Source organism: Pontixanthobacter gangjinensis (assembly GCF_009827545.1).
Lineage (GTDB): Bacteria > Pseudomonadota > Alphaproteobacteria > Sphingomonadales > Sphingomonadaceae > Pontixanthobacter > Pontixanthobacter gangjinensis.
The window spans coordinates 1,318,442-1,337,243 of record NZ_WTYS01000001.1 but is presented as its reverse complement, the minus strand read 5'-3'; the positions used below and the strand labels follow the sequence as shown (position 1 = coordinate 1,337,243).

The 18,802-nt window shown below is 56.3% G+C and carries 22 protein-coding genes and 1 tRNA gene; 16 read left to right on the top strand and 7 right to left on the bottom strand.

Annotation, left to right across the window (positions count from 1 at the left end):
* Positions 1-3 precede the first annotated feature (3 nt).
* Together GRI36_RS06335 and GRI36_RS06330 are read right to left on the bottom strand one after the other, a co-directional pair.
* Positions 4-324 carry a hypothetical protein gene (locus GRI36_RS06335; protein WP_160597692.1) on the bottom strand — a complete coding sequence of 107 codons (321 nt, stop codon included), beginning with the start codon at positions 322-324 and terminating at the stop codon, positions 4-6.
* 170 nt (positions 325-494) lie between these two features.
* On the bottom strand, positions 495-2,090 hold the full coding sequence (locus GRI36_RS06330) for a phosphoenolpyruvate carboxykinase (RefSeq protein WP_160597691.1): 1,596 nt from the start codon (positions 2,088-2,090) through the stop codon (positions 495-497).
* A 261-nt stretch (positions 2,091-2,351) separates the two neighbouring features.
* Between GRI36_RS06330 and GRI36_RS06325 the strand changes: the two genes are divergently transcribed.
* From GRI36_RS06325 to GRI36_RS06295, 7 genes are all read left to right on the top strand, one after another.
* Positions 2,352-3,125 carry a response regulator transcription factor gene (locus GRI36_RS06325; protein ID WP_160599095.1) on the top strand — a complete coding sequence of 258 codons (774 nt, stop codon included), beginning with the start codon at positions 2,352-2,354 and terminating at the stop codon, positions 3,123-3,125.
* Entirely contained in the window at positions 3,118-4,698 is a 1,581-nt protein-coding gene (locus GRI36_RS06320) for a sensor histidine kinase (protein ID WP_202392225.1), read from the top strand. The genes GRI36_RS06325 and GRI36_RS06320 overlap by 8 nt, the downstream gene beginning before the upstream one ends.
* Before the next feature lie 9 nt (positions 4,699-4,707).
* Complete coding sequence (locus GRI36_RS06315; RefSeq protein WP_160597689.1) at positions 4,708-5,136, top strand: HPr kinase/phosphorylase; 429 nt, start codon at positions 4,708-4,710, stop codon at positions 5,134-5,136.
* A 59-nt stretch (positions 5,137-5,195) separates the two neighbouring features.
* Positions 5,196-6,122 (top strand): RNase adapter RapZ, encoded by a 927-nt coding sequence (gene rapZ, locus GRI36_RS06310; protein WP_160597688.1) that lies wholly within the window; start codon positions 5,196-5,198, stop codon positions 6,120-6,122.
* Positions 6,123-6,183: 61 nt separating this feature from the next.
* The gene (locus tag GRI36_RS06305) at positions 6,184-6,597 is read left to right on the top strand and encodes a PTS sugar transporter subunit IIA (RefSeq protein WP_160597687.1); all 414 of its coding nucleotides are present in this window, start codon (positions 6,184-6,186) and stop codon (positions 6,595-6,597) included.
* Positions 6,594-6,872, top strand: a complete 279-nt coding sequence (locus GRI36_RS06300) for an HPr family phosphocarrier protein (protein ID WP_160597686.1) — start codon at positions 6,594-6,596, stop codon at positions 6,870-6,872. The genes GRI36_RS06305 and GRI36_RS06300 overlap by 4 nt, the downstream gene beginning before the upstream one ends.
* Complete coding sequence (locus GRI36_RS06295) at positions 6,872-7,693, top strand: TrmH family RNA methyltransferase (protein ID WP_160597685.1); 822 nt, start codon at positions 6,872-6,874, stop codon at positions 7,691-7,693. The genes GRI36_RS06300 and GRI36_RS06295 overlap by 1 nt, the downstream gene beginning before the upstream one ends.
* Here the strand turns inward: GRI36_RS06295 and GRI36_RS06290 are convergent.
* A complete protein-coding gene (locus GRI36_RS06290) occupies positions 7,666-9,075 on the bottom strand; it encodes a DNA recombination protein RmuC (RefSeq protein WP_160597684.1) in 1,410 nt (469 codons plus the stop codon). The genes GRI36_RS06295 and GRI36_RS06290 overlap by 28 nt on opposite strands.
* 108 nt (positions 9,076-9,183) lie before the next feature.
* Here GRI36_RS06290 and GRI36_RS14090 point away from each other — a divergent pair, with 108 nt between their 5' ends.
* Positions 9,184-9,585, top strand: a complete 402-nt coding sequence (locus GRI36_RS14090) for a four-helix bundle copper-binding protein (RefSeq protein ID WP_407985665.1) — start codon at positions 9,184-9,186, stop codon at positions 9,583-9,585.
* A gap of 66 nt (positions 9,586-9,651) precedes the next feature.
* On the opposite strand, the gene def is transcribed toward GRI36_RS14090, so the two are convergent.
* Complete coding sequence (def, locus tag GRI36_RS06280) at positions 9,652-10,221, bottom strand: peptide deformylase (protein WP_160597683.1); 570 nt, start codon at positions 10,219-10,221, stop codon at positions 9,652-9,654.
* A 39-nt stretch (positions 10,222-10,260) separates the two neighbouring features.
* Positions 10,261-10,869 carry a recombination mediator RecR gene (gene recR, locus GRI36_RS06275; protein ID WP_160597682.1) on the bottom strand — a complete coding sequence of 203 codons (609 nt, stop codon included), beginning with the start codon at positions 10,867-10,869 and terminating at the stop codon, positions 10,261-10,263.
* A 53-nt stretch (positions 10,870-10,922) separates the two neighbouring features.
* On the opposite strand from recR, the gene fmt reads away from it, so the two are divergent.
* From fmt to GRI36_RS06260, 3 genes are read left to right on the top strand one after another with little or no spacing between them, the layout of a single operon-like run.
* Positions 10,923-11,828, top strand: coding sequence for a methionyl-tRNA formyltransferase (fmt, locus tag GRI36_RS06270; RefSeq protein ID WP_160597681.1), 906 nt, complete (start codon positions 10,923-10,925; stop codon positions 11,826-11,828).
* Complete coding sequence (truA, locus tag GRI36_RS06265) at positions 11,825-12,583, top strand: tRNA pseudouridine(38-40) synthase TruA (protein WP_160597680.1); 759 nt, start codon at positions 11,825-11,827, stop codon at positions 12,581-12,583. Before fmt ends, truA begins: the two co-directional genes overlap by 4 nt.
* A 33-nt stretch (positions 12,584-12,616) precedes the next feature.
* On the top strand, positions 12,617-13,726 hold the full coding sequence (locus GRI36_RS06260) for a zinc-binding dehydrogenase (RefSeq protein WP_160597679.1): 1,110 nt from the start codon (positions 12,617-12,619) through the stop codon (positions 13,724-13,726).
* A 21-nt stretch (positions 13,727-13,747) separates the two neighbouring features.
* Here GRI36_RS06260 and GRI36_RS06255 read toward each other — a convergent pair whose 3' ends face one another.
* Positions 13,748-14,728, bottom strand: coding sequence for an asparaginase (locus GRI36_RS06255; RefSeq protein WP_160597678.1), 981 nt, complete (start codon positions 14,726-14,728; stop codon positions 13,748-13,750).
* A gap of 102 nt (positions 14,729-14,830) precedes the next feature.
* Between GRI36_RS06255 and GRI36_RS06250 the strand changes: the two genes are divergently transcribed.
* Both GRI36_RS06250 and GRI36_RS13935 read left to right on the top strand, forming a co-directional pair.
* Positions 14,831-14,906 (top strand) — tRNA-Val (locus tag GRI36_RS06250).
* 3 nt (positions 14,907-14,909) lie between these two features.
* The gene (locus GRI36_RS13935) at positions 14,910-15,176 is read left to right on the top strand and encodes an FAD-dependent oxidoreductase (RefSeq protein WP_202392224.1); all 267 of its coding nucleotides are present in this window, start codon (positions 14,910-14,912) and stop codon (positions 15,174-15,176) included.
* 95 nt (positions 15,177-15,271) lie between these two features.
* Here GRI36_RS13935 and GRI36_RS06240 read toward each other — a convergent pair whose 3' ends face one another.
* The gene (locus tag GRI36_RS06240; protein WP_235902180.1) at positions 15,272-15,829 is read right to left on the bottom strand and encodes a TlpA family protein disulfide reductase; all 558 of its coding nucleotides are present in this window, start codon (positions 15,827-15,829) and stop codon (positions 15,272-15,274) included.
* A 49-nt stretch (positions 15,830-15,878) separates the two neighbouring features.
* On the opposite strand from GRI36_RS06240, the gene argH reads away from it, so the two are divergent.
* From argH to lysA, 3 genes are read left to right on the top strand one after another with little or no spacing between them, the layout of a single operon-like run.
* Positions 15,879-17,276 carry an argininosuccinate lyase gene (gene argH / locus GRI36_RS06235; protein WP_160599091.1) on the top strand — a complete coding sequence of 466 codons (1,398 nt, stop codon included), beginning with the start codon at positions 15,879-15,881 and terminating at the stop codon, positions 17,274-17,276.
* On the top strand, positions 17,273-17,515 hold the full coding sequence (locus GRI36_RS06230) for a hypothetical protein (RefSeq protein WP_160597677.1): 243 nt from the start codon (positions 17,273-17,275) through the stop codon (positions 17,513-17,515). The genes argH and GRI36_RS06230 overlap by 4 nt, the downstream gene beginning before the upstream one ends.
* Before the next feature lie 27 nt (positions 17,516-17,542).
* On the top strand, positions 17,543-18,802 hold the full coding sequence (gene lysA / locus GRI36_RS06225; protein WP_160597676.1) for a diaminopimelate decarboxylase: 1,260 nt from the start codon (positions 17,543-17,545) through the stop codon (positions 18,800-18,802).

Sequence of the window (18,802 nt, the reverse complement as noted above, 5' to 3'; positions counted from 1 at the left end):
CGATCATTTTTTGCCAAACAGCCCTTTGGCAATGCCCATGACGTCATTCAGCGGATTACCGTCACCATCTTGGTCAATCATCGAAGCGAATTTTGCGAGCGACCCTTCGCCGCCTATTTGGTCTTTGATTTGGCCAAGAATGTCGGTGCCCATCCCGGTCTTGGCAGCCGCGCCCTCAACTGTATCGCCCGGCTCGCCATGCGCTTCACCCAGTGCCGCAACTGCCTTGGCAGCGTCTGCCGGATCAATGCCGAGCTTTTCGGCCATGTTTTTTACGGTCGGGTTGTCGGACACTTGGCCAAGAATTGTGTCGAATAGGCCCATGTTAATTCTCCTGAAATTGAGTCACGGCCGGATGGCCTCCGCAGCAACAGTGCACCAGCCCAAGCAATTGGAAAAGCCCCCTTCCCGCAATACGGGAAGAGGGCCCCTCTCCAAACGGTAAAACCATGTAACGCCCAGGCCTGCTGAGACTTTGGTGTCAAATATTCAGATTAAGCAGCAGTCGGGGCAGCCTGACGCACACCTTCGTCAACATGCGCTTCGAACTCAGCAAAATTATCGACGAACAATTTCACCAGCTTTTGTGCTGTACGATCATACTCATCTTTGTCCGCCCAAGTTGAACGAGGATCAAGGATGGCTGTATCCACGCCGCTTACCGCAACCGGTACTTCAAAGCCGAAATTCGGGTCCTTGCGGAATTCTGCGCCATTCAACGATCCATCCAGAGCTGCATTGAGCAAGGCGCGCGTGGCCTTGATCGGCATCCTGCTGCCGGTGCCATATTTGCCGCCGGTCCACCCGGTGTTTACCAGCCAGCAGGTGACCCCGCCCTTGGCGATCCGCTCTTTCAACAAATTGCCATAGACGCTTGGATGGCGCGGCATGAATGGTGCGCCAAAGCAGGTACTGAATGTTGCCTCGGGTTCGGTCACACCGATTTCGGTACCCGCAACCTTTGCCGTGTAGCCGGAAAGGAAGTGATACATCGCCTGATCGGGCGTTAGCCGTGAGATCGGGGGCAACACACCGAAGGCATCGGCTGTCAGCATGATGACATTGCTTGGCACAGGCCCAAGATTATCGGCTGATGTGTTGGGAATTGATTCGATCGGATAAGCACCGCGCGTATTTTCAGCGAGCGAGTTATCGTCGAAGTCGAGTTCGCGAGTTTCGGCATCCATCACCACGTTTTCGAGCACCGTGCCAAACATCTTGGTGGTAGCGAAAATCTCCGGCTCTGCTTCTTGCGACAGCTTGATCATCTTGGCGTAACAACCGCCTTCGAAATTGAACACAGCAGTATCCGACCAGCCATGCTCGTCATCGCCGATCAGTGTGCGGCTTGCATCTGCTGACAGTGTGGTCTTGCCAGTGCCCGAAAGACCAAAGAACACAGCAGTTTTGCCGTCCGGGCCAATATTCGCGCTGCAATGCATCGGCATGACGCCATCAACGGGAAGCAGGTAATTCAGGATCCCGAAGACACTTTTCTTCATTTCACCGGCATATTTGGTGCCGCCGATCAGGATCAGTTTTTCAGTCAAATTAACCGCCACGACCGTTTCACTGCGGCAACCGTGCCGTTCGGGATCGGCGCGGAAGCTAGGCAGGTCAATGATCGTATATTCGGGCGTGAAGTCAGCCAATTCGGTAGCCGTGGGCCGAACAAGCAGAGTCCGGATAAACAGATTATGCCACGCCAATTCGTTGATAACGCGGACATTAACGCGGTGCTCTGGCTGCGAACCGCCGAACAGATCAGCAACGTATAACGTATCTTTCTGCCCGACAGCAGTTAGGAAATCTTCCTTCAAATTAGTGAAGTGCTCCGGTGTCATCGAGGCGTTTACCTTGCCCCACCAGACCGTGTCTTCGGTCGTTTCATCACGAACAATAAATTTGTCTTTGGCAGAACGGCCCGTGTGCTGACCGGTTTCGACCACAAGCGGCCCATCCTTTGCAAGCCGGCCTTCCTTGTTCTCAAGTGCCTGTTCGACAAGTTGCGCGGTGCCAAGGTTTGGGTGAATTACAGCGTCGGTTTGAATGCCCTGTGCCGACAGGGGGTGGGAAAGCGGGGTGGTCAAAGGTCTCTCCTGTCCGGAACCGGCCTAATGCTGGGCCGGTGAGGAAGATTGGGTGCGAATATATCCGATTCGCTGTGCATACGAATGCACCAGCGATTGCCGCTGCGCATAGTATCGGCACGGCGCCACGTCAAACCAACATCACCCGACTAAAGCCCTTTGCAGGGTAAAATGCGGCGAGTTACGCCGTTCGCGTTGTTTCCTGACGCCGAACGGGCTAATCTGGAAGCTGACGCACAGAAATGGGCAATCGGAACAACAATGCCGGATTCGCAAGTACAAGATCAGACACATGCAAGCAGAGCAGAGCCTGCGGGGCAGCAAGTCATTGCGCTGGTTGATGACGACCGTAATATTTTGACCACTGTGTCGATTGCCTTGCAATCAGAAGGATATGCCACACGCCTTTATTCAGATGGCGAAGCCGCCCTAAGCGCGCTGCTCGAGAACCCCCCAGATCTGGCCGTGTTCGATATCAAAATGCCGCGGATGGACGGGATGGAATTGCTCCGCCGCCTTCGCCAGCACTCCGCGCTGCCAGTAATTTTTCTGACAAGTAAGGATGACGAGCAAGATGAAGAGGCAGGGCTGGCAGAGGGAGCCGATGATTATATCGCCAAACCTTTCAGCCTGCGGCTGCTATCTGCCCGAATCAAAGCCATTTTGCGCCGAAGCGATGCGCGTGCGGGAATCGTGCCCTTGGTGCCAATTCCCGAATCCGAATTACCATCGGATGAAATTGCGCGAGGGCGGCTGGTAATGGACCCGGCGCGGCATCATGTCAGTTGGGGAGGCAAGCCTGTGTCTCTAACAGTGACGGAATTCCTGATACTCGAGGCTTTGGCGACCCGCCCCGGAGTAATCAAATCGCGCAACCAACTGATGGATGCCGCCTATCCCGACGATATTTTCGTTGATGACCGCACAGTGGACAGCCACATCAAACGTATGCGCCGCAAATTCCGAGTAGTAGATCGGGAATTCAACGCAATCGAGACGCTTTATGGCGCAGGATACAGCTTTACCGATGGCTGAAGCGGGCTCAGCCGAGCGTTTGGAAGAGGGCGTGGAACAGCTTGGCTGGATGCGCGGCCTATCGCTGACGTCACGCATTCTCGCGGTAAATATCTTGCCGCTGGCGTTGCTGGGCGGAGGCATATTTTACCTCGACGGCTACCGCAAACAGTTGCTTGACGAGCGCTACAAACTGGCAAGGATTGAAGCCCAAATTACCGCCGAAGCGCTTGCCGGCGCCACGCGCGAGCGGCAGGAAGCCTTGCTGATCCAAATCGGAAAAGAGCAACGCATGCGGCTGCGGATGTTCGACGCAGAGGGCAATCTATGGGCGGATAGTTTCGAGTTAGACGAGCCCGCCTTCACCTTTGACGATCCAATGCAGGACAATTGGCAGGAAGATTTCGCACAAATGCTCGATCGCGCCGTCGATACTATTGTTGGCGCCGAACCGATCCCCGACTACATCGAACCGCCAGAAGCCAAGGCCACTTCTTGGCCCGAATTGGCCCGCGCTCAGGCCGACGGATTGTCGCAAATCCAGCTGCGCGATGCACCTGACGGGACGCCGGTGATTAATGCTGCGGCGCCAGTTGGGTTGAAGGGTGCAACCCTGCTTACAACTCGCAACGCGACCGATATCACTGAAACTGTTCGCAGCGCCCGATCAACTCTTATGAGCGCGGTTCTCCTGGCACTGCTGCTATCGACCTTGCTGTCGCTCTACATGGCCCGCACGATAGTTACTCCTCTTCAGGCGCTGGCTCGCGCAGCTGTTCGGGTCCGCCTAGGCCGGGAACGCGAGGTTGAAGTCCCGCGTTTACCCGGACGGAATGACGAGATTGGACTGCTTGCCAGGGCCGTTTCCGACATGACCAATGCCCTGCGCCAGCGCATTGATGCGGTCGAACATTTTGCGGCCGATGTTGCACATGAAATCAAGAACCCCCTTGCCAGTTTGCGCAGTGCGATTGAATCGCTCGGCCGCGTCGAGGATCAAAAGTTAAGGCGGCAGCTGATCGATATTGCCTCTCACGATGTCCGACGAATTGATAGGTTGATCACCGAGATCGCAGATGCCAGTCGGATCGATGCAGAGATGTCTCGCACTACTTTTGAAACCCTCGATCTTTCTGGCCTCGCCAGAGCAATTATCGATAGGCGCGAGAACCGCGACGAGAACGAAAAACTGAAAGTGGTTTTGCACCGACCGATCGGTAAGACGTTGGTAAGAGGGGTTCCTGTCCGACTTGAAAGAGTTATCGAAAACCTGCTCGACAATGCCGTATCGTTCTCGCCAGATGACGGCGTGATTGACGTGACCATATCTCTCGATGAAGAAACTGTCTCTTTGTCAGTCTGTGATCAGGGCGTTGGAATACCTGCAGAAGCCCAGGAGAAGGTTTTTGCCCGGTTCCACTCGGTGCGCCCTGATTCCGAAGCATTCGGTGACCACAGTGGCTTGGGATTGGCTATCGGACGGACAATCGCCGAAGCGCACGATGGCACATTGTCCGCACATGACCGGACAGACGGGAAAAAGGGCGCTTGCCTCGTGCTTTGTCTACCCAATGCAAACCCAAGTTTTCTATAATGGCACCCCATGTCTGAAATCGCGAGGCTCAGCCAATTCACGTCGGTCAAGATTGGCGGACAGGCGATATTGATCAGCGGTGCACCAGGCGCGGGCAAAACCTCTCTTGCCCTTGCCCTTATCGACAGAGGCGCAATCTTAATCGGTGATGACGGGGTGCGGCTTTCACGCGACAGAGAAAGATTAACGGCATCGCCGCCATCCGAGACAGAGGTGTTGGTTGAATTGCGCAACGTTGGTCTGATCACTGTTCCGACAACATCGGGCAAGGTGGCGTTGCACCTTTCCCTATCAACCGATGCGCCCCGCTATCTCGAACGTGCTGAGACTAAAGAGATTGAAGGTTGCTCCATTCCATCAATCGAATTCACTCTGAACGGTCTGACTGATTGCATACGGGCCGAGCACGCGCTGAAAGTATACGGATTGCCTGGTTGAACCGGCTTACCGCGATAGGCCTTTCCATCGTGCACGTTTAGGCCCAAACCGCCCACCCCATGATTGACGATTCGCGACCCTCCAGCCCCCCGGCTATGCAGCGTATACTGCTTGTGACTGGCCTGTCCGGCGCAGGCAAAACGACCGCATTGCGTGTGTTGGAAGATATGGGCTGGGAAGCGATCGACAATTTCCCGATCCGTTTGCTCGGCGGATTGATCGACCATGCCGATCGTGACGGACAATCTTCACCGTTGGCCATCGGATTTGACTCGCGCACACGCGGGTTTGTTCCACATGATATCATCACCAAAGTCAAACAGCTCGCTGCCAGAAGCGATTTGCAAATCACGACCTTGTTTCTTGATTGCGCCAGCAGCGAGCTTGAACGGCGCTATAATGAAACTCGCCGACGCCATCCTATGGCGCATGAGCGCCCGGTCCATGTGGGCATTCAGGCTGAGCGCGAACTGCTCGAACCTTTGCGCCGGTGGGCCGACGCAGTAATCGACACATCGGCCTTTGCCAGCAATCAGCTTCAACAATCAATCCGCGAGCAATTTTCGGGCACTGCGCCACAAAGTATGTCGGTCATTATCTCCAGTTTCGGCTTTGCGAGAGGCACTCCCCCGTTGGCTGATCTGGTGTTTGACATGCGCTTTCTCGACAACCCCCACTGGATTGACGAATTGCGTGAGCAGACAGGATTGGATGATCCAGTCGGTGTGCACATTAAGCAAGACCCTGCCTTCGATAAGGCTTTTGACCAGATCCGCGATTTGTTGCTGACTTTGTTGCCGCGCTACGCAGCCCAGGGCAAAAGCTACGTCAATATTGCTTTCGGCTGTACTGGGGGGCGTCACCGCTCGGTCTTTACCGCGGCACTAATGGCCAATAGCTTGCACGAGCATGGATTTTCGCCCACGGTTCTTCATCGCAATTTGGGGTCGCGCGCAGCGGACGAGATTGAAGGACTTAAGGCATGATGCCTCGCACCCCGAACACTTTCCCATCAACTACAATGGCAGCGGAACAGATAATTCTCTCATGATAGGTTTGATTCTGGTGACCCATGGTCAATTGGCCGACGAATTTGTCAATGCGATGGAACACGTCGTGGGCAAGCAAGAATCGATTGCAACCGTGTGCATCGGACCCAATGATGACATGGAGCAGCGCCGCGCCGAGATCTCAGCAGCTATTTCAGAAGTGGATACTGGGAACGGCGTGATTATTTTGACAGATTTGTTTGGCGGGACGCCTTCCAACCTTGCCATATCACTTTTGCAAAAGGACAAGGTAGAGGTGATTGCCGGTATCAACTTGCCCATGTTGATCCGTTTGGCTGGCGTCCGCAAGAAGAGCGATGTTTTAACCGCGGCGACCGCAGCGCGCGATGCCGGAAAAACCTATATCACCATAGCTTCGGAGTTTTTGGGCGAAGGGGAGCTCGCAAAATGACCGAAGCACGCCGGAGCTACATCATCATAAACCAACGCGGTCTTCATGCCCGCGCAAGCGCGAAATTCGTGAACGCGGTGAGCCAGCTTCCCGAAGGGTGCGATGTAAAAATAGCCAAAGATGGGAATGAAGCGGCGGGCGGCTCGATTCTCGGACTGATGATGCTAGGCGCGGCAAAGGGCGACACCATTGAGTTGATTGTCGCAGGCGACAATCACGGCGCTGTGCTGGAAGAATTGGGGGCAATTATCGCTGACGGATTCGGCGAGGAGTAATGCCTGCTATTGAACGCCGAGAGATTACCGGATTTTCCAATCCAACGGTGAAATATCTCCGCAGCCTGCGCGACAAAAAACACCGAAAGCGGGAGAGGAAATTTCTCGCCGAAGGCCTCCGTCTGCTGACCGATGCACGCGAATGTGGGAAGCTGCCTGAAACGCTAATTATGGCGGACAAACGTGACCCGCATCAGCTGCTGGATGAATTGGAACATGCCGTCGCGCAAAATGGTGGCGAGATAATCGTGACACCTGCCGAGATTCTGACCAAGATTACTGGCAAGGATAATCCGCAAGCAGTTGCCGGCGTTTTTACAGAGTTCGATACTAGTTTGACGTCGCTTGACCGGACTGCCGGATCAATCTGGATGGTAGCGCAAGCGCTGCGAGACCCGGGTAATTTGGGAACGATGCTGCGCACTTGCGACGCGGTGGGTGCTGGTGGCCTAATCCTGATTGATGATTGCGCCGATCCGTTCAGCGTCGAAGCTGTCCGCGCCAGCATGGGAGCCGTTTTTACCCAACAGATCGGGCAAACGAGTTGGGATGATTTCCTGCCGTGGTTGCGAAGCGGTCCAGAAAATCAGCGGGGGCAACTTATCGCCGCAAGCTTGCGCAATGCCGTCGATTATCGCGATGCGCCTTACGCGGCGCCGTGCTTCATCCTTGTCGGCAATGAATCGCGTGGTCTGCCCGAAGCTTACGAAAATGCTTGTGACCTGCGGGTCACGATGCCGATGAAAGGCCGTGCAGACAGTCTGAATGCAGCCGTTGCCGGCGCTGTGCTGGCTTACGAGGTGCTAGCGTCTTTGGATTGATCAGGAAGCGCCGCGGTTTCGTCTGCGACATCAGCGGCGGTGTAGCGAGGTGCGCTTTCAACCAACGGCACTTCTTCAATCTCACGCTTGCCAACCTCGATACCTTTTTCAGACAGGCGCTTGGCGGAAGAGAGGACATTGCGCTCAAAACTGCCAACGAAACTGTTGTAGTTTTTTACCGCTGACTCCAACCCCGACCCCATCCGCTTCAGGTGCTGGGATGCAGTTTCAAGCCGGCTGTACAATTCGGCCCCTGCCTTGCCGATTTCGCGGGCTTCATCGGCCAGTTGGTCCTGCCGCCAGACCTGCGCGATGGTGCGCGCGATCGCGACCAGATTGGTTGGCGATGCAAGCAACACGCCGTTCTGGAAAGCAAAGTCCCACAGATCAGGATCAGCTTCCAGCGCGGCAGCGATAAAATGTTCACCCGGAACAAACATCACCACGTAGTCAGGCGCATCCTCAAATTGGCTTTGGTAGCTCTTTGCACCCAAGGTTTGCACATGATTGCGCATTGATTTTGCGTGAGCGCCGAGCGCCAATTTACGCACATCATCATCATCGGCCTCGAACGCCTCTTGATACGCATTAAGCGATACTTTGGCGTCGATGATCAGCTTTTTCTGGCCCGGCACATTGACGATAGCATCAGGGCGCAGCCGTCCGTCAGCAGTATCGACCGACTGCTCCAGATTGAAATCTGTGTGCTGGGACAGTCCGCATTGTTCGAGAACATTTTGAAGCGCCCTCTCACCCCAACGCCCGCGCGCCTTGGGGGCATTGGTCAATGAGTTGCCGAGCCGCTGCGCCTCTCGCCGGACTTCTTCCTGACCCTTCTGCATATTGTCAATCAGTCCAGTCAGCTGGCCAAACGCATCGACCCGCTTGGCTTCGAGCATCGCCACTTGCTCCTCATAATTCTTGAGCCGCAATCCAACCGGTTCGAGCAAAGCCTTGATCCGTTGTTCACCGACCTCTTCGGACTGCTTGAACCGCTCATTCGCGCGCGTGAGAAATGCTTCCTGAGCTTTTCCAAGGACCTGCGCCCCAGTGTTCTCGAACTCTTTGAGCAACTTCTCGCGGCTTTCTTCAAGCAAGCGCTTTTGCTCGGCGAATCCGGCAGCCTGTGCTTTCAGTCCGGTCAATTCTTCGCGGGACCGGTCAAGCATTTCTGCCAGCCCATCAGCCCGCGCTGCTCGGTCGCTCATCGTCGCCAATTCAGGCGCCATGCGGCTTACTTTCTCGACCGCAGCTTTCGCCTCACCGTTGCGCTCTTCAAACCGCAAACGCCATTCAGCGACAGGGCGAGAGCCAACAAACCAGCCGGCGGCGGCACCAAGAAGGAGCGCGCCAAATATCAGAGCAATTTCAAAAATTTCCATTGCTAGAACATAGCTGGAACAGACGGAAACGGAAAGGGCCGGATGAAATCGGTTGGGAACTTTCCCACTACTCCATGCGCTTATCTCTTAAACAACTGAAAGGAATAGATGATGTCGATCAAAGCCATGATCCAAGATCACCCGCAAGTGGGCGCAGATTACAACGAGCAACTGGGTGAGGCAGTGAAGCATGCAATGTATTGCGCTGCGATCTGTAACAGTTGCGCCGACGCCTGCAGTGCAGAGGATATGGATACCGCAGCGTGCATTCGAGCCTGTTCAGACTGCTCGGACATTTGCACCGCCACCTACCGTGTCGCTTCGAGACGGACCTCCGGGAATGTTGGCATTATCGAGTCGATGCTGCGAACCTGCATTGCCGCTTGCGAGGCATGCATTGAGGAATGCAAAAAGCATGACAACGACCACTGTCGCCGTTGCGCCAAAATGTGCCGCGAGTGCGCTGACGACTGTTTGAAAGCGCTTAATGGCTTAAGTCAGGCAGCGTAGTTAGGATTGCAGACAGGCATTTCAAAAGGGCTTTCGAGTAATTTCGAGAGCCCTTTTTGCAAATCATCAAGCCGCTTTGCGAAACTTCTCCAGCTTCTTCAATGCCATTTGCTTCTTCAGACGGCTCAAATGGTCGATAAACAGGATACCTTCTAGGTGGTCCATTTCATGCTGGATGCAGGTCGCCATCAATCCGTCCAATTGTTCCTCGTGAACCTTGCCGTCCAGATCCTGATAGCGAACGCGGCAAGTGGCCGGGCGATCTACATCGGCGTAGATTTCAGGTACTGACAGGCAGCCCTCTTGATAAGTCACCAGATCTTCTGCCGGATCGAGGATTTCGGGATTTATGAAGATGCGCGGCTCTTTCTTAAGCGGCTGATGCGTATGCTCTTCGCCGCCATGGGCGTTGCACACTTCAGGCTCGGCCTCTTCATCTTCGGGCTGCAAGTCGATCACCAGCACGCGTTTGGGCACACCAACCTGTATCGCCGCGAGGCCTATGCCCGGCGCGTCATACATCGTCTCAAACATATCTTCGACCAGCGTTTTGAGCTCGTCATCGAATGTTTCGACAGGTGTCGAGATGGTTTTCAACCGGGGGTCCGGCACTTCAAGAATTTCACGGATAGCCATAAAGGACTATTTAGGGATGCTTGCGGCTCGCCGCAAGCGTCAACCTACCGGACGCCGCGCTCTTAGCGCTTGTGCCAAGGTTCCTTCGTCCAGATAATCAAGTTCACCGCCGACCGGCAGGCCATGCGCCAATTGGGTGATGCGCACCGGAAATTGCTCCAGACGTTCAGCCAGATAATGCGCGGTGGTTTGTCCTTCCAGAGTAGCGTTCATCGCCAACACCACTTCCTCGATCCCGATGCCGTCTTCTTTGGCCGCAATTCGTTCGAGCAGCGAACCGATGTTCAAATCCTCGGGCCTGACGCCCTCCATTGCCGACAGCTTCCCGCCCAGTACATGGTAGCGGCCTGTATAGAGTTTCGCCCGGTCAAGCGCCCACAGATCCGAAACATCCTCCACCACACAGAGGGAGCGTTGATCGCGCCTGTGATCGGCGCAAATTCCGCAGGGGTTCTGCGTGTCGACGTTGCTGCACACTTCACATTCGACCAGCCGGTCGCGGACAGCCTCCAGCGCCTCCAGCAAGGGGCCAAGCGAAGTCTCCCGCCGCTTGACCAGCCACAACACCGCACGCCGCGCAGATCGCGGCCCCAGGCCGGGAAGCCGTGCCAGTGCCGATGCCAGTGTCTCAATCTCTTGCGATGCCATGGATGCAAAGATAGGGCTTGCGGCCGATAATAGGAAGGCCGACAGACTCAATCATGCGCATCATTTTCATGGGAACGCCCGATTTCGCGGTGCCGACATTGGCCGCCTTGCATGATGCAGGGCACACAATCGTCGCCGCCTATACACAGCCGCCGCGTCCATCAGGCCGAGGCAAGAAGTTGCAGCCCTCCGCCGTGCAGAAAGAAGCCGAGATTCGCGGAATCGAAGTTCGGTGTCCTACTTCGCTTAAAACGCCGGAGGCTCAACAGGAATTCGCTGCCCTCAAACCTGACGTTGCGGTTGTCGCCGCCTATGGAATGATTCTGCCGCAGGCGGTGCTCGATATTCCCGTGCATGGCTGCCTGAATGTACATGCTTCAATCCTGCCGCGTTGGCGCGGCGCGGCACCTATCCACCGGGCGATTATGGCGGGTGACCCCGGAACCGGTGTCACGATAATGCAGATGGAAGCAGGTCTTGATACCGGCCCGATGCTGGCGACCGTGCGGACACCGATCGAAGACAAGACGACCGGCGAACTGACTGAGGAACTGGCCGAATTGGGCGCGCAATTGATGGTCGGGACAGTGCGCACGCTGGAGGTTCATCATGCGGTGGAGCAAGATGACAGCGAAGCAACCTATGCCCCCAAGATCGACAAGGCCGAAGCGCGCATTGACTGGAGCGACCCCGCCGAAGTGATCGAGCGCAAAATCCGCGCCCTCGCCCCGTTCCCAGGCGCATGGTTTGAATTGGATGGCGAGCGCGTAAAAATTCTCAAGGCGGAAGTGGTCGAAGGTTCAGGCGATGTTGGTGTCACCCTCGACAATCAGTTGACCATTGCTTGCGGCGCGGGAGCCTTGCGCCCGTTGCGCATCCAGCGCGCAGGCAAGCCGAAGATGGATCTCGACGAGTTTCTTCGCGGTGTTGACGTTGCCGAAGGAACTACTCTCGTTTGACCCGCTTCGCACTAACTCTCGAATTTGATGGCACACCCTATCTTGGCCTCCAGCGTCAGCCGCAGGGGATGACTGTCCAGAACGCGGTCGAAGACGCGGTGAAGGCTTTTTCTGGTCAGGACGTGCGGATGCAGTCTGCGGGCCGAACCGATGCCGGTGTCCACGCCTATGGTATGCGGTGCCACGTTGATATCGACACGCATCTGCCGCCGTTTCGGGTGATGGAAGCAATCAATGCGCAAATACGCCCCAATCCGGTTTCAGTAGTCAAATGCGAGATCAAACCCGATGACTGGCACGCGAGGTTCTCCTGTTACGAGCGCAGTTATATTTACCGTATCTGCAACAGGCGCGCTCCGCTAACGGTTGAACGGGATCGCGCTTGGCAGATTCCGACGCCGCTGGATGCAGATGCAATGCATGATGCCGCGCAAATTTTGACTGGCGAGCATGATTTCACCACCTTCCGGTCTGCCCATTGCCAGTCCAAAAGCCCGATTAAGACCCTTGACCAATTGGACGTAAAGCGCGGCAAGGATGAATGGTCTGAATGGGTATTTGTGGAGGCTCGTGCCCGCAGTTTCCTGCATCATCAAGTGCGCTCGATGGTTGGCTGCCTTGCCTATATCGGAATGGGCCGCTGGACCGAAAATGACCTCAAAGCAGCGCTTGAGGCAAAAGATAGACAGACTTTGGGGTTGAATGCACCCCCACATGGTCTCTACTTCGTAGAAGCAAGCTACCCCGACGAATAAGAACAAACACGCGATCAACCAGGAGAGTACTCAATGACCACCGGAAAACAGCTATTTACCACCCTCACAGCCGACGGAACGCTAACGGTGGAGATTGAGGACGTGACCTTCCCCGAACCCACGGGTAATCAGGTGCTGGTCAAAATGGAAGCGGCTCCGATCAACCCATCGGATTTGGCTATCCTAACCAGCGCAGCCGATCTGGAAAATGCCGAATATTCTCCCGGCAAATTTGTCGCCAAAATGCCCGAGCCGTTCAACACCGGTTCGAAGGCGCGACACGGTCAGAAACTTCCAGCTGGCAATGAAGGCGCTGGCACCGTTGTAGCAACAGGCGATAGCGACATGGCCAAAGGCCTGATGGGCCAGCGAGTCGCTTGCGTTCCCGGCAACGCATACAGCCAATATTGCATCGCCGATGCTGCCATGTGCCTGCCATTGGGCGATCATTCGTGTGAAGATGGCGCATCTGCCTTCGTCAATCCAATGACTGCGCTGGGCTTTGTCGAAAATGCGAAAATGGACGGCCAGAAGGCCATCGTTCACACTGCTGCCGCATCCAACCTCGGCCAAATGCTGATCAAGATCTGTCAGGAAGACAACATCGAATTGGTCAATATCGTGCGCAAAGCAGAGCACGTCGAACTTCTAAAAAGCCTCGGCGCGAAATATGTCGTCAATTCGTCGGACGATGATTTCATGAAGCAATTGCGCGAAGCCATCGATGCAACCGACGCATTCTACGGCTTTGACCCGATTGGCGGCGGTCAGGCGACCGATCATGTCTTCAAAGCGATGGAGCAAGTTGCCGTTTCAAAGATGACTGAATATTCGCGCTATGGTTCAAACCAGCAAAAACGCATGTTCATCTATGGCCGCCTCGATATGGGCCCGACAATCCTGACGCCGAGCTATGGCTTTGGCTTCACCCTGTCCGGCTGGTTGCTCACGCCGTTCCTTGCCAACGCCGGTATGGAAACGGTCATGCGGATGCGGAAGCGTGTGCTCGACAATCTCACCACCACTTTTGCCAGCAGTTACAAGCGTAAAGTCACACTCGAAGAAATGCTGACCAAGGAAGCGGTGATGGATTATCGCCAAATGAAGACCGGCGAGAAATATCTCGTCACGCCGCACGGCTAACACCGCCCTTATACTCGGCCCCTATCTGCGGCCGAATTCCACCTGAGCGCGAACGGGGTCGGTGATCCCGTTCGCTAGCAGCAATTGCAATAATATTCTTGCTCTTGCCGGCCCTAATGCCCGCGCTGCGATAAAGCCCGCAGCGTCATCCTCGGGCTCGCGGTCAACCAAGCCCTCATCCACTCGTGACGAACGGACTACCGCCACACCCTGACGCACAGCATCAGCCAGCGCATCGCGGATCCCGCGTGGTGCATTGCCGTGCCCAAATCCGGCCAGCACCAAGCCCTTGGCCCCGCCATCAAGCGCTTGCGTGACATTGTCGGCTGACATGCCGGCATAGGCATAGATGATCGGGACCTTCGGCATCGCGTCAAAGAATGCATAACGCGCCGGTTCGCCAGCGCGCCAAGCGGGACCGAACCATTCAAGCGAAGTCGGAGTGACGTAACCAACCGGCCCTCTCGGGAAGCCCTTGAACGCATCGACATTCTCTGTGTGCGCCTTGCGTGCATCGCGTGCGGCAAACACACGATCGCTCATCACCACCAGCACTCCGCGCCCAGCCGCTTCGGGATCACCTGCCACCCGCACCGCATTGGCAAAATTGCGCAAACCGTCGCTGCCAACTGCATCAGCGGCGCGCATCGCGCCTGCCAGCACGACAGGTTTGGCAGTCGGCAGCGTTTGGTCGAGGAGGAACGCGGTTTCCTCCGCCGTGTCTGTGCCGTGCGTGATAATCACGCCCAAGCAAGCGTCATCATACATTGCCGCGCTGGCCGCGTCATGCAGACGGCGCCACAGTTCCGGGTTCATATCTTCCGAGCCGATATTGGCGAATTGTTCGCCCACCAGCTTCGCGGGCAAGTCCAATTCGGCGACTTTCGCCAGAAATTCGTCTATGCCCAATTGGCCGGGACGATAGTCGCGCCTCGTCGCAGAACCGGCGATTCCGGCGATTGTACCGCCGGTAGCGAATACCTTTATGTGCTTCTGAATCATACCCAGCCCATAGCGAGGCAGACAATAAGGAGCAAAGAAATCACACTTCGCAATTGATTTTGAACTTTTCCCCGCTATGAGCATCGCTTCCGGTCTAGGATCGGGCGCTTAGCTCAGTTGGTAGAGCATCTCGTTTACACCGAGAGGGTCGGCGGTTCGAACCCGTCAGCGCCCACCAGGCCTGTCTTCCCAAACAGCATCGGCTGATTCGCATTTTTGCGGCATTCGCTACAATTGGCGTCAGAGGACACAAGCAGCTCCTCTCAAGATTGCTATTGCCGGTTGCGGGATATCCGGTCTTGCCAGCGCGTTGTTGCTTTCGCGGCAGGGGCATTCCATCGTTCTGTTTGACCAATTTGACGCGCCTGCGTCCGTCGGGTCTGGCATGATGCTGCAACCAACCGGCATGGCGGCGCTAGAAAGCCCTTGTCGGTCTCAGACCACCTAGGAGCGCGGGGCAGAGATTGACCGTCTGTGGCGCCTAAATCAAGACGGGCGATCGCATGGCGCGCTGCTTCAGCAATTGGGGCTCAAAGTACCCGATTACCCGGTGTTTTCTACAGCCGCCAATATCGCTTCGCGTGCCTCGGCGCCCGACCAATCATAATCACCGACCACGCGCCATACCTCTTGGCCGCTTGAATCATATAGAACTGTGGTAGGCAACACACCGCTGGCCAATGCGAAGCCAAGCTCGCCATTGGTTTCCATCCACGGTTCAAGATTTCTGAAATTCATCTTAGCAAAGAAAGGCGCGACCACCTCGCCGCCCTGCAAATCCTGACTGACCGTCAGCACCCTGACTTTACCGTCAAGATCGTCGGCAAGATCGTCGAGCATCGGCATTTCCACCACGCACGGCGCGCAATAGGTGGCCCACACATTGAGTAGCACCGGCTGGCCTTGTAGCGCCCCGAGATTGAGCACCTTACCACCGAGATCAGTGACATTCATCGCGGGAAGCAGCTCGCCAGCGCGGGCAGTATCGATTTCCCCGACCAAGCTTTGCTTGGCACCCGCCAATGCGCCCTGTTCTTGCGCAGGATTGGCTGCTTCCCTATCGCAGCTACCAAGGGCCAGACTGAGGCCAGCTACAAGCAAGGCATTCCGCGTGAGCGATAATCGTATGGACAAGGCAGGTTCCAATCAAATGTGGGGTGGAAGGTTCGCTGAAGGACCTAGTGCGATCATGCGCGAAATCAACGCCTCAATCCCGTTTGACAAGGCATTGTGGCGTCAAGATATCGCCGCGAGCAAAGCGCATGTCGCAATGTTGGGCGCGCAAGCGATTGTTACAGCCGGAGACGCACAGACAATTGCAGATGGTCTGGATGCAGTCGCAGCAGAATATGAAGCGAACGGCGTGCCCGAAGACTGGGACCTCGAAGACATCCATATGACCACCGAAAGCCGGCTTGCCGAATTGATCGGCCCGGTGGCTGGGCGCTTGCACACAGCACGCAGCCGCAACGATCAGGTGGCAACCGATTTTCGCCTGTGGGTTCGCGAAACCATCGACCAAACCGACGCCGGATTAGAAGCCTTGCAGCGCGCCTTGGTCACACAAGCTGGTATCCATGCAGGCAGCATCATGCCAGGCTTCACCCATTTGCAAACCGCGCAGCCCGTGACGTTGGGCCACCATCTGATGGCCTATTATGAAATGCTCCGGCGTGACCGTTCGCGGCTTGCCGATGCGCGTGTGCGGATGAATGAAAGCCCGCTCGGTTCGGCAGCACTTGCCGGAACCGGGTTCCCGATTGACCGCGATGCGACATCAGCGGCGCTCGGGTTTGACCGCCCTACAGCGAACAGTCTCGATGCCGTGTCAGACCGCGATTTCGCGCTCGATTATCTGATGGCAGTGAGCCAGATCTCGCTGCATCTGTCTCGCCTTGCAGAAGAATTCATCATCTGGGCGAGCCAGCCTTTCGGGTTTGTCCGTATGGCAGACTCGCTCAGCACCGGCAGTTCAATCATGCCGCAAAAAAAGAATCCGGACGCCGCCGAATTGGTGCGCGGCCATGCGGGGCGGATCATCGGCGCGGCAACATCGCTGATGATCACTATGAAGGGCCTCCCGCTCGCCTATTCCAAGGACATGCAGGACGATAAGCCGCCAGTGTTCGAGGCGGCAAGCCTGATCGGCCTGTCAATCGCAGCAATGACCGGCATGGTGGCTGACAGCACGTTCAAGACCGAGAGAATGCGGCAGGCAGCAGAGCTTGGCTATGCCACCGCGACCGATCTGGCTGATTGGCTGGTGACGCAGGCGGACATTCCGTTCCGCGAGGCGCATCACATTACCGGCGCAGCTGTGAAACTGGCAGAGAGCAAAAGCATCGCGCTCGACGCATTGTCGCTGGTGGACTTGCAAGCCATTGATGCGAGGATTGACGAGCGGGTCTTTTCGGCCCTGTCGGTTGAGGCATCGGTTGCCGCGCGTGCTTCCTATGGCGGAACCGCGCCAAGCCAAGTAAGCAAGCAAGTTGCCAAGGCGCGTGCGGCGCTTGGTTTGTCAGATACAACGACGGGGAGCCAATCATGACACGGAAGCTTGTGATAGTTTGCGCCGTCGCGCTACTAGGGGCCTGCGCGCAGAAGGGTGATCTTGAGCCGCTCGAAACGCAAACCTTGCCTCCTACGCCAACCGGAGCCGAAGCGCCGCCCAATGCGGCAGAATTGCTGGAGCTGGACACGCAAGCCGCGCCTGAACGCAGCGTGGAATTACGTCGCCGGTCCGAAGAACGCGAAGATGACGCGTTCGATTTGCCGCCGCCTGAATAACCACATCCAATAGACGGCCAATTTTCGATGGACCACTTTCAACTTCGCCACGGTGTTATGCACGCCGAAGATGTCCCGCTGACCCGCATTGCCGAAGAGGTTGGCACTCCGGTCTATGTCTATTCGCGCGCAACATTAGTGCGTCATGCGCGCGTGTTTCGTGAGGCGCTAAGCGGCCTCAAGAACCCGCATATTGCGTTTGCGGTTAAATCAAACCCGAACCTTGCCGTACTCAAAGTGCTGAGCCGCGAAGGGTATGGTGCCGATGTCGTTTCGGGCGGCGAATTGGTGCGCGCGCTGGCCGCTGATATGGCCCCCAAAGACATTGTGTTTTCCGGCGTGGGCAAAACCGCTGCGGAACTACTTCAGGCGCTGGATGCCGATATTGGCCAATTCAATCTGGAGTCCAAAGAAGAAGGCCGCGAGCTTGCCGAGATCGCTGTTCAAAATGGCAAGATTGCTCGCTGCGCGTTGCGGGTGAACCCCGATGTCGATGCGCGCACGCATGAGAAAATCTCCACTGGCAAGGCTGAAAACAAATTCGGTGTTCCGATCGATCGGGCAGCCGGAATTTATGCCGCGCTGGCCGCTTTACCCGGACTCGATATGCGCGGTATCGCGGTGCATATCGGCAGCCAGCTTTCCAGCCTGGAGCCACTCGAAACCGCATTTGGAAAAGTAGGCGATTTGATCGCGGAACTGCGCGCTCAGGGCCAGAAAGTCACTCATGCCGATCTGGGGGGCGGGCTTGGTGTTCCCTATAAATCGGGCGATGTCCTTCCCAGCCCCGCCGAATATGGCGCGATGGTAGCTCAGGTCACGAAAGACTGGGATGTTGCTCTCTCATTCGAACCGGGCCGGGTAATCGCGGGAAATGCGGGCGTCCTGCTGACACGGGTGATTCGGGTGAAGCGCAGTTCCAATGCCAGCCCGTTTGTGGTGGTCGATGCAGCGATGAACGATCTTGCCCGTCCGGCGATGTATGGCGCATGGCACGATATTGACGCTGTCGAACCCAATGGCACACGGAGCGTATCCCACATTGTCGGGCCAATTTGCGAAACCGGTGACACTTTCGCGATGAACCGTGAAATGGACACGCTGGAGGCTGGCGATCTCGCCATTTTCCGCACTGCAGGCGCATATGGCGCGACCATGGCATCAAGTTACAACAGCCGAGGCTTCGTGGCCGAGGTGCTGGTTGATGGCGATAAATACGCGGTGGTCGCAGACCGGCTACCCCCTGCCGATATTATGGGCGCTGAGCGGGTGCCAGATTGGCTATGA

Coding starts and splice junctions, on each gene's coding strand:
- recR (WP_160597682.1), bottom strand. CDS start 10,869: ATGGCATCGCAAGAGATTGAGACACTGGCATCGGCACTGGCACGGCTT.
- GRI36_RS06335 (WP_160597692.1), bottom strand. CDS start 324: ATGGGCCTATTCGACACAATTCTTGGCCAAGTGTCCGACAACCCGACC.
- lysA (WP_160597676.1), top strand. CDS start 17,543: ATGGACCACTTTCAACTTCGCCACGGTGTTATGCACGCCGAAGATGTC.
- def (WP_160597683.1), bottom strand. CDS start 10,221: ATGGCTATCCGTGAAATTCTTGAAGTGCCGGACCCCCGGTTGAAAACC.
- rapZ (WP_160597688.1), top strand. CDS start 5,196: ATGATTGACGATTCGCGACCCTCCAGCCCCCCGGCTATGCAGCGTATA.
- GRI36_RS06315 (WP_160597689.1), top strand. CDS start 4,708: ATGTCTGAAATCGCGAGGCTCAGCCAATTCACGTCGGTCAAGATTGGC.
- GRI36_RS06300 (WP_160597686.1), top strand. CDS start 6,594: ATGACCGAAGCACGCCGGAGCTACATCATCATAAACCAACGCGGTCTT.
- GRI36_RS06290 (WP_160597684.1), bottom strand. CDS start 9,075: ATGGAAATTTTTGAAATTGCTCTGATATTTGGCGCGCTCCTTCTTGGT.
- GRI36_RS14090 (WP_407985665.1), top strand. CDS start 9,184: ATGATGTCGATCAAAGCCATGATCCAAGATCACCCGCAAGTGGGCGCA.
- GRI36_RS06255 (WP_160597678.1), bottom strand. CDS start 14,728: ATGATTCAGAAGCACATAAAGGTATTCGCTACCGGCGGTACAATCGCC.
- GRI36_RS06260 (WP_160597679.1), top strand. CDS start 12,617: ATGACCACCGGAAAACAGCTATTTACCACCCTCACAGCCGACGGAACG.
- GRI36_RS06230 (WP_160597677.1), top strand. CDS start 17,273: ATGACACGGAAGCTTGTGATAGTTTGCGCCGTCGCGCTACTAGGGGCC.
- fmt (WP_160597681.1), top strand. CDS start 10,923: ATGCGCATCATTTTCATGGGAACGCCCGATTTCGCGGTGCCGACATTG.
- GRI36_RS06295 (WP_160597685.1), top strand. CDS start 6,872: ATGCCTGCTATTGAACGCCGAGAGATTACCGGATTTTCCAATCCAACG.
- GRI36_RS06305 (WP_160597687.1), top strand. CDS start 6,184: ATGATAGGTTTGATTCTGGTGACCCATGGTCAATTGGCCGACGAATTT.
- GRI36_RS06320 (WP_202392225.1), top strand. CDS start 3,118: ATGGCTGAAGCGGGCTCAGCCGAGCGTTTGGAAGAGGGCGTGGAACAG.
- GRI36_RS06325 (WP_160599095.1), top strand. CDS start 2,352: ATGCCGGATTCGCAAGTACAAGATCAGACACATGCAAGCAGAGCAGAG.
- argH (WP_160599091.1), top strand. CDS start 15,879: ATGTGGGGTGGAAGGTTCGCTGAAGGACCTAGTGCGATCATGCGCGAA.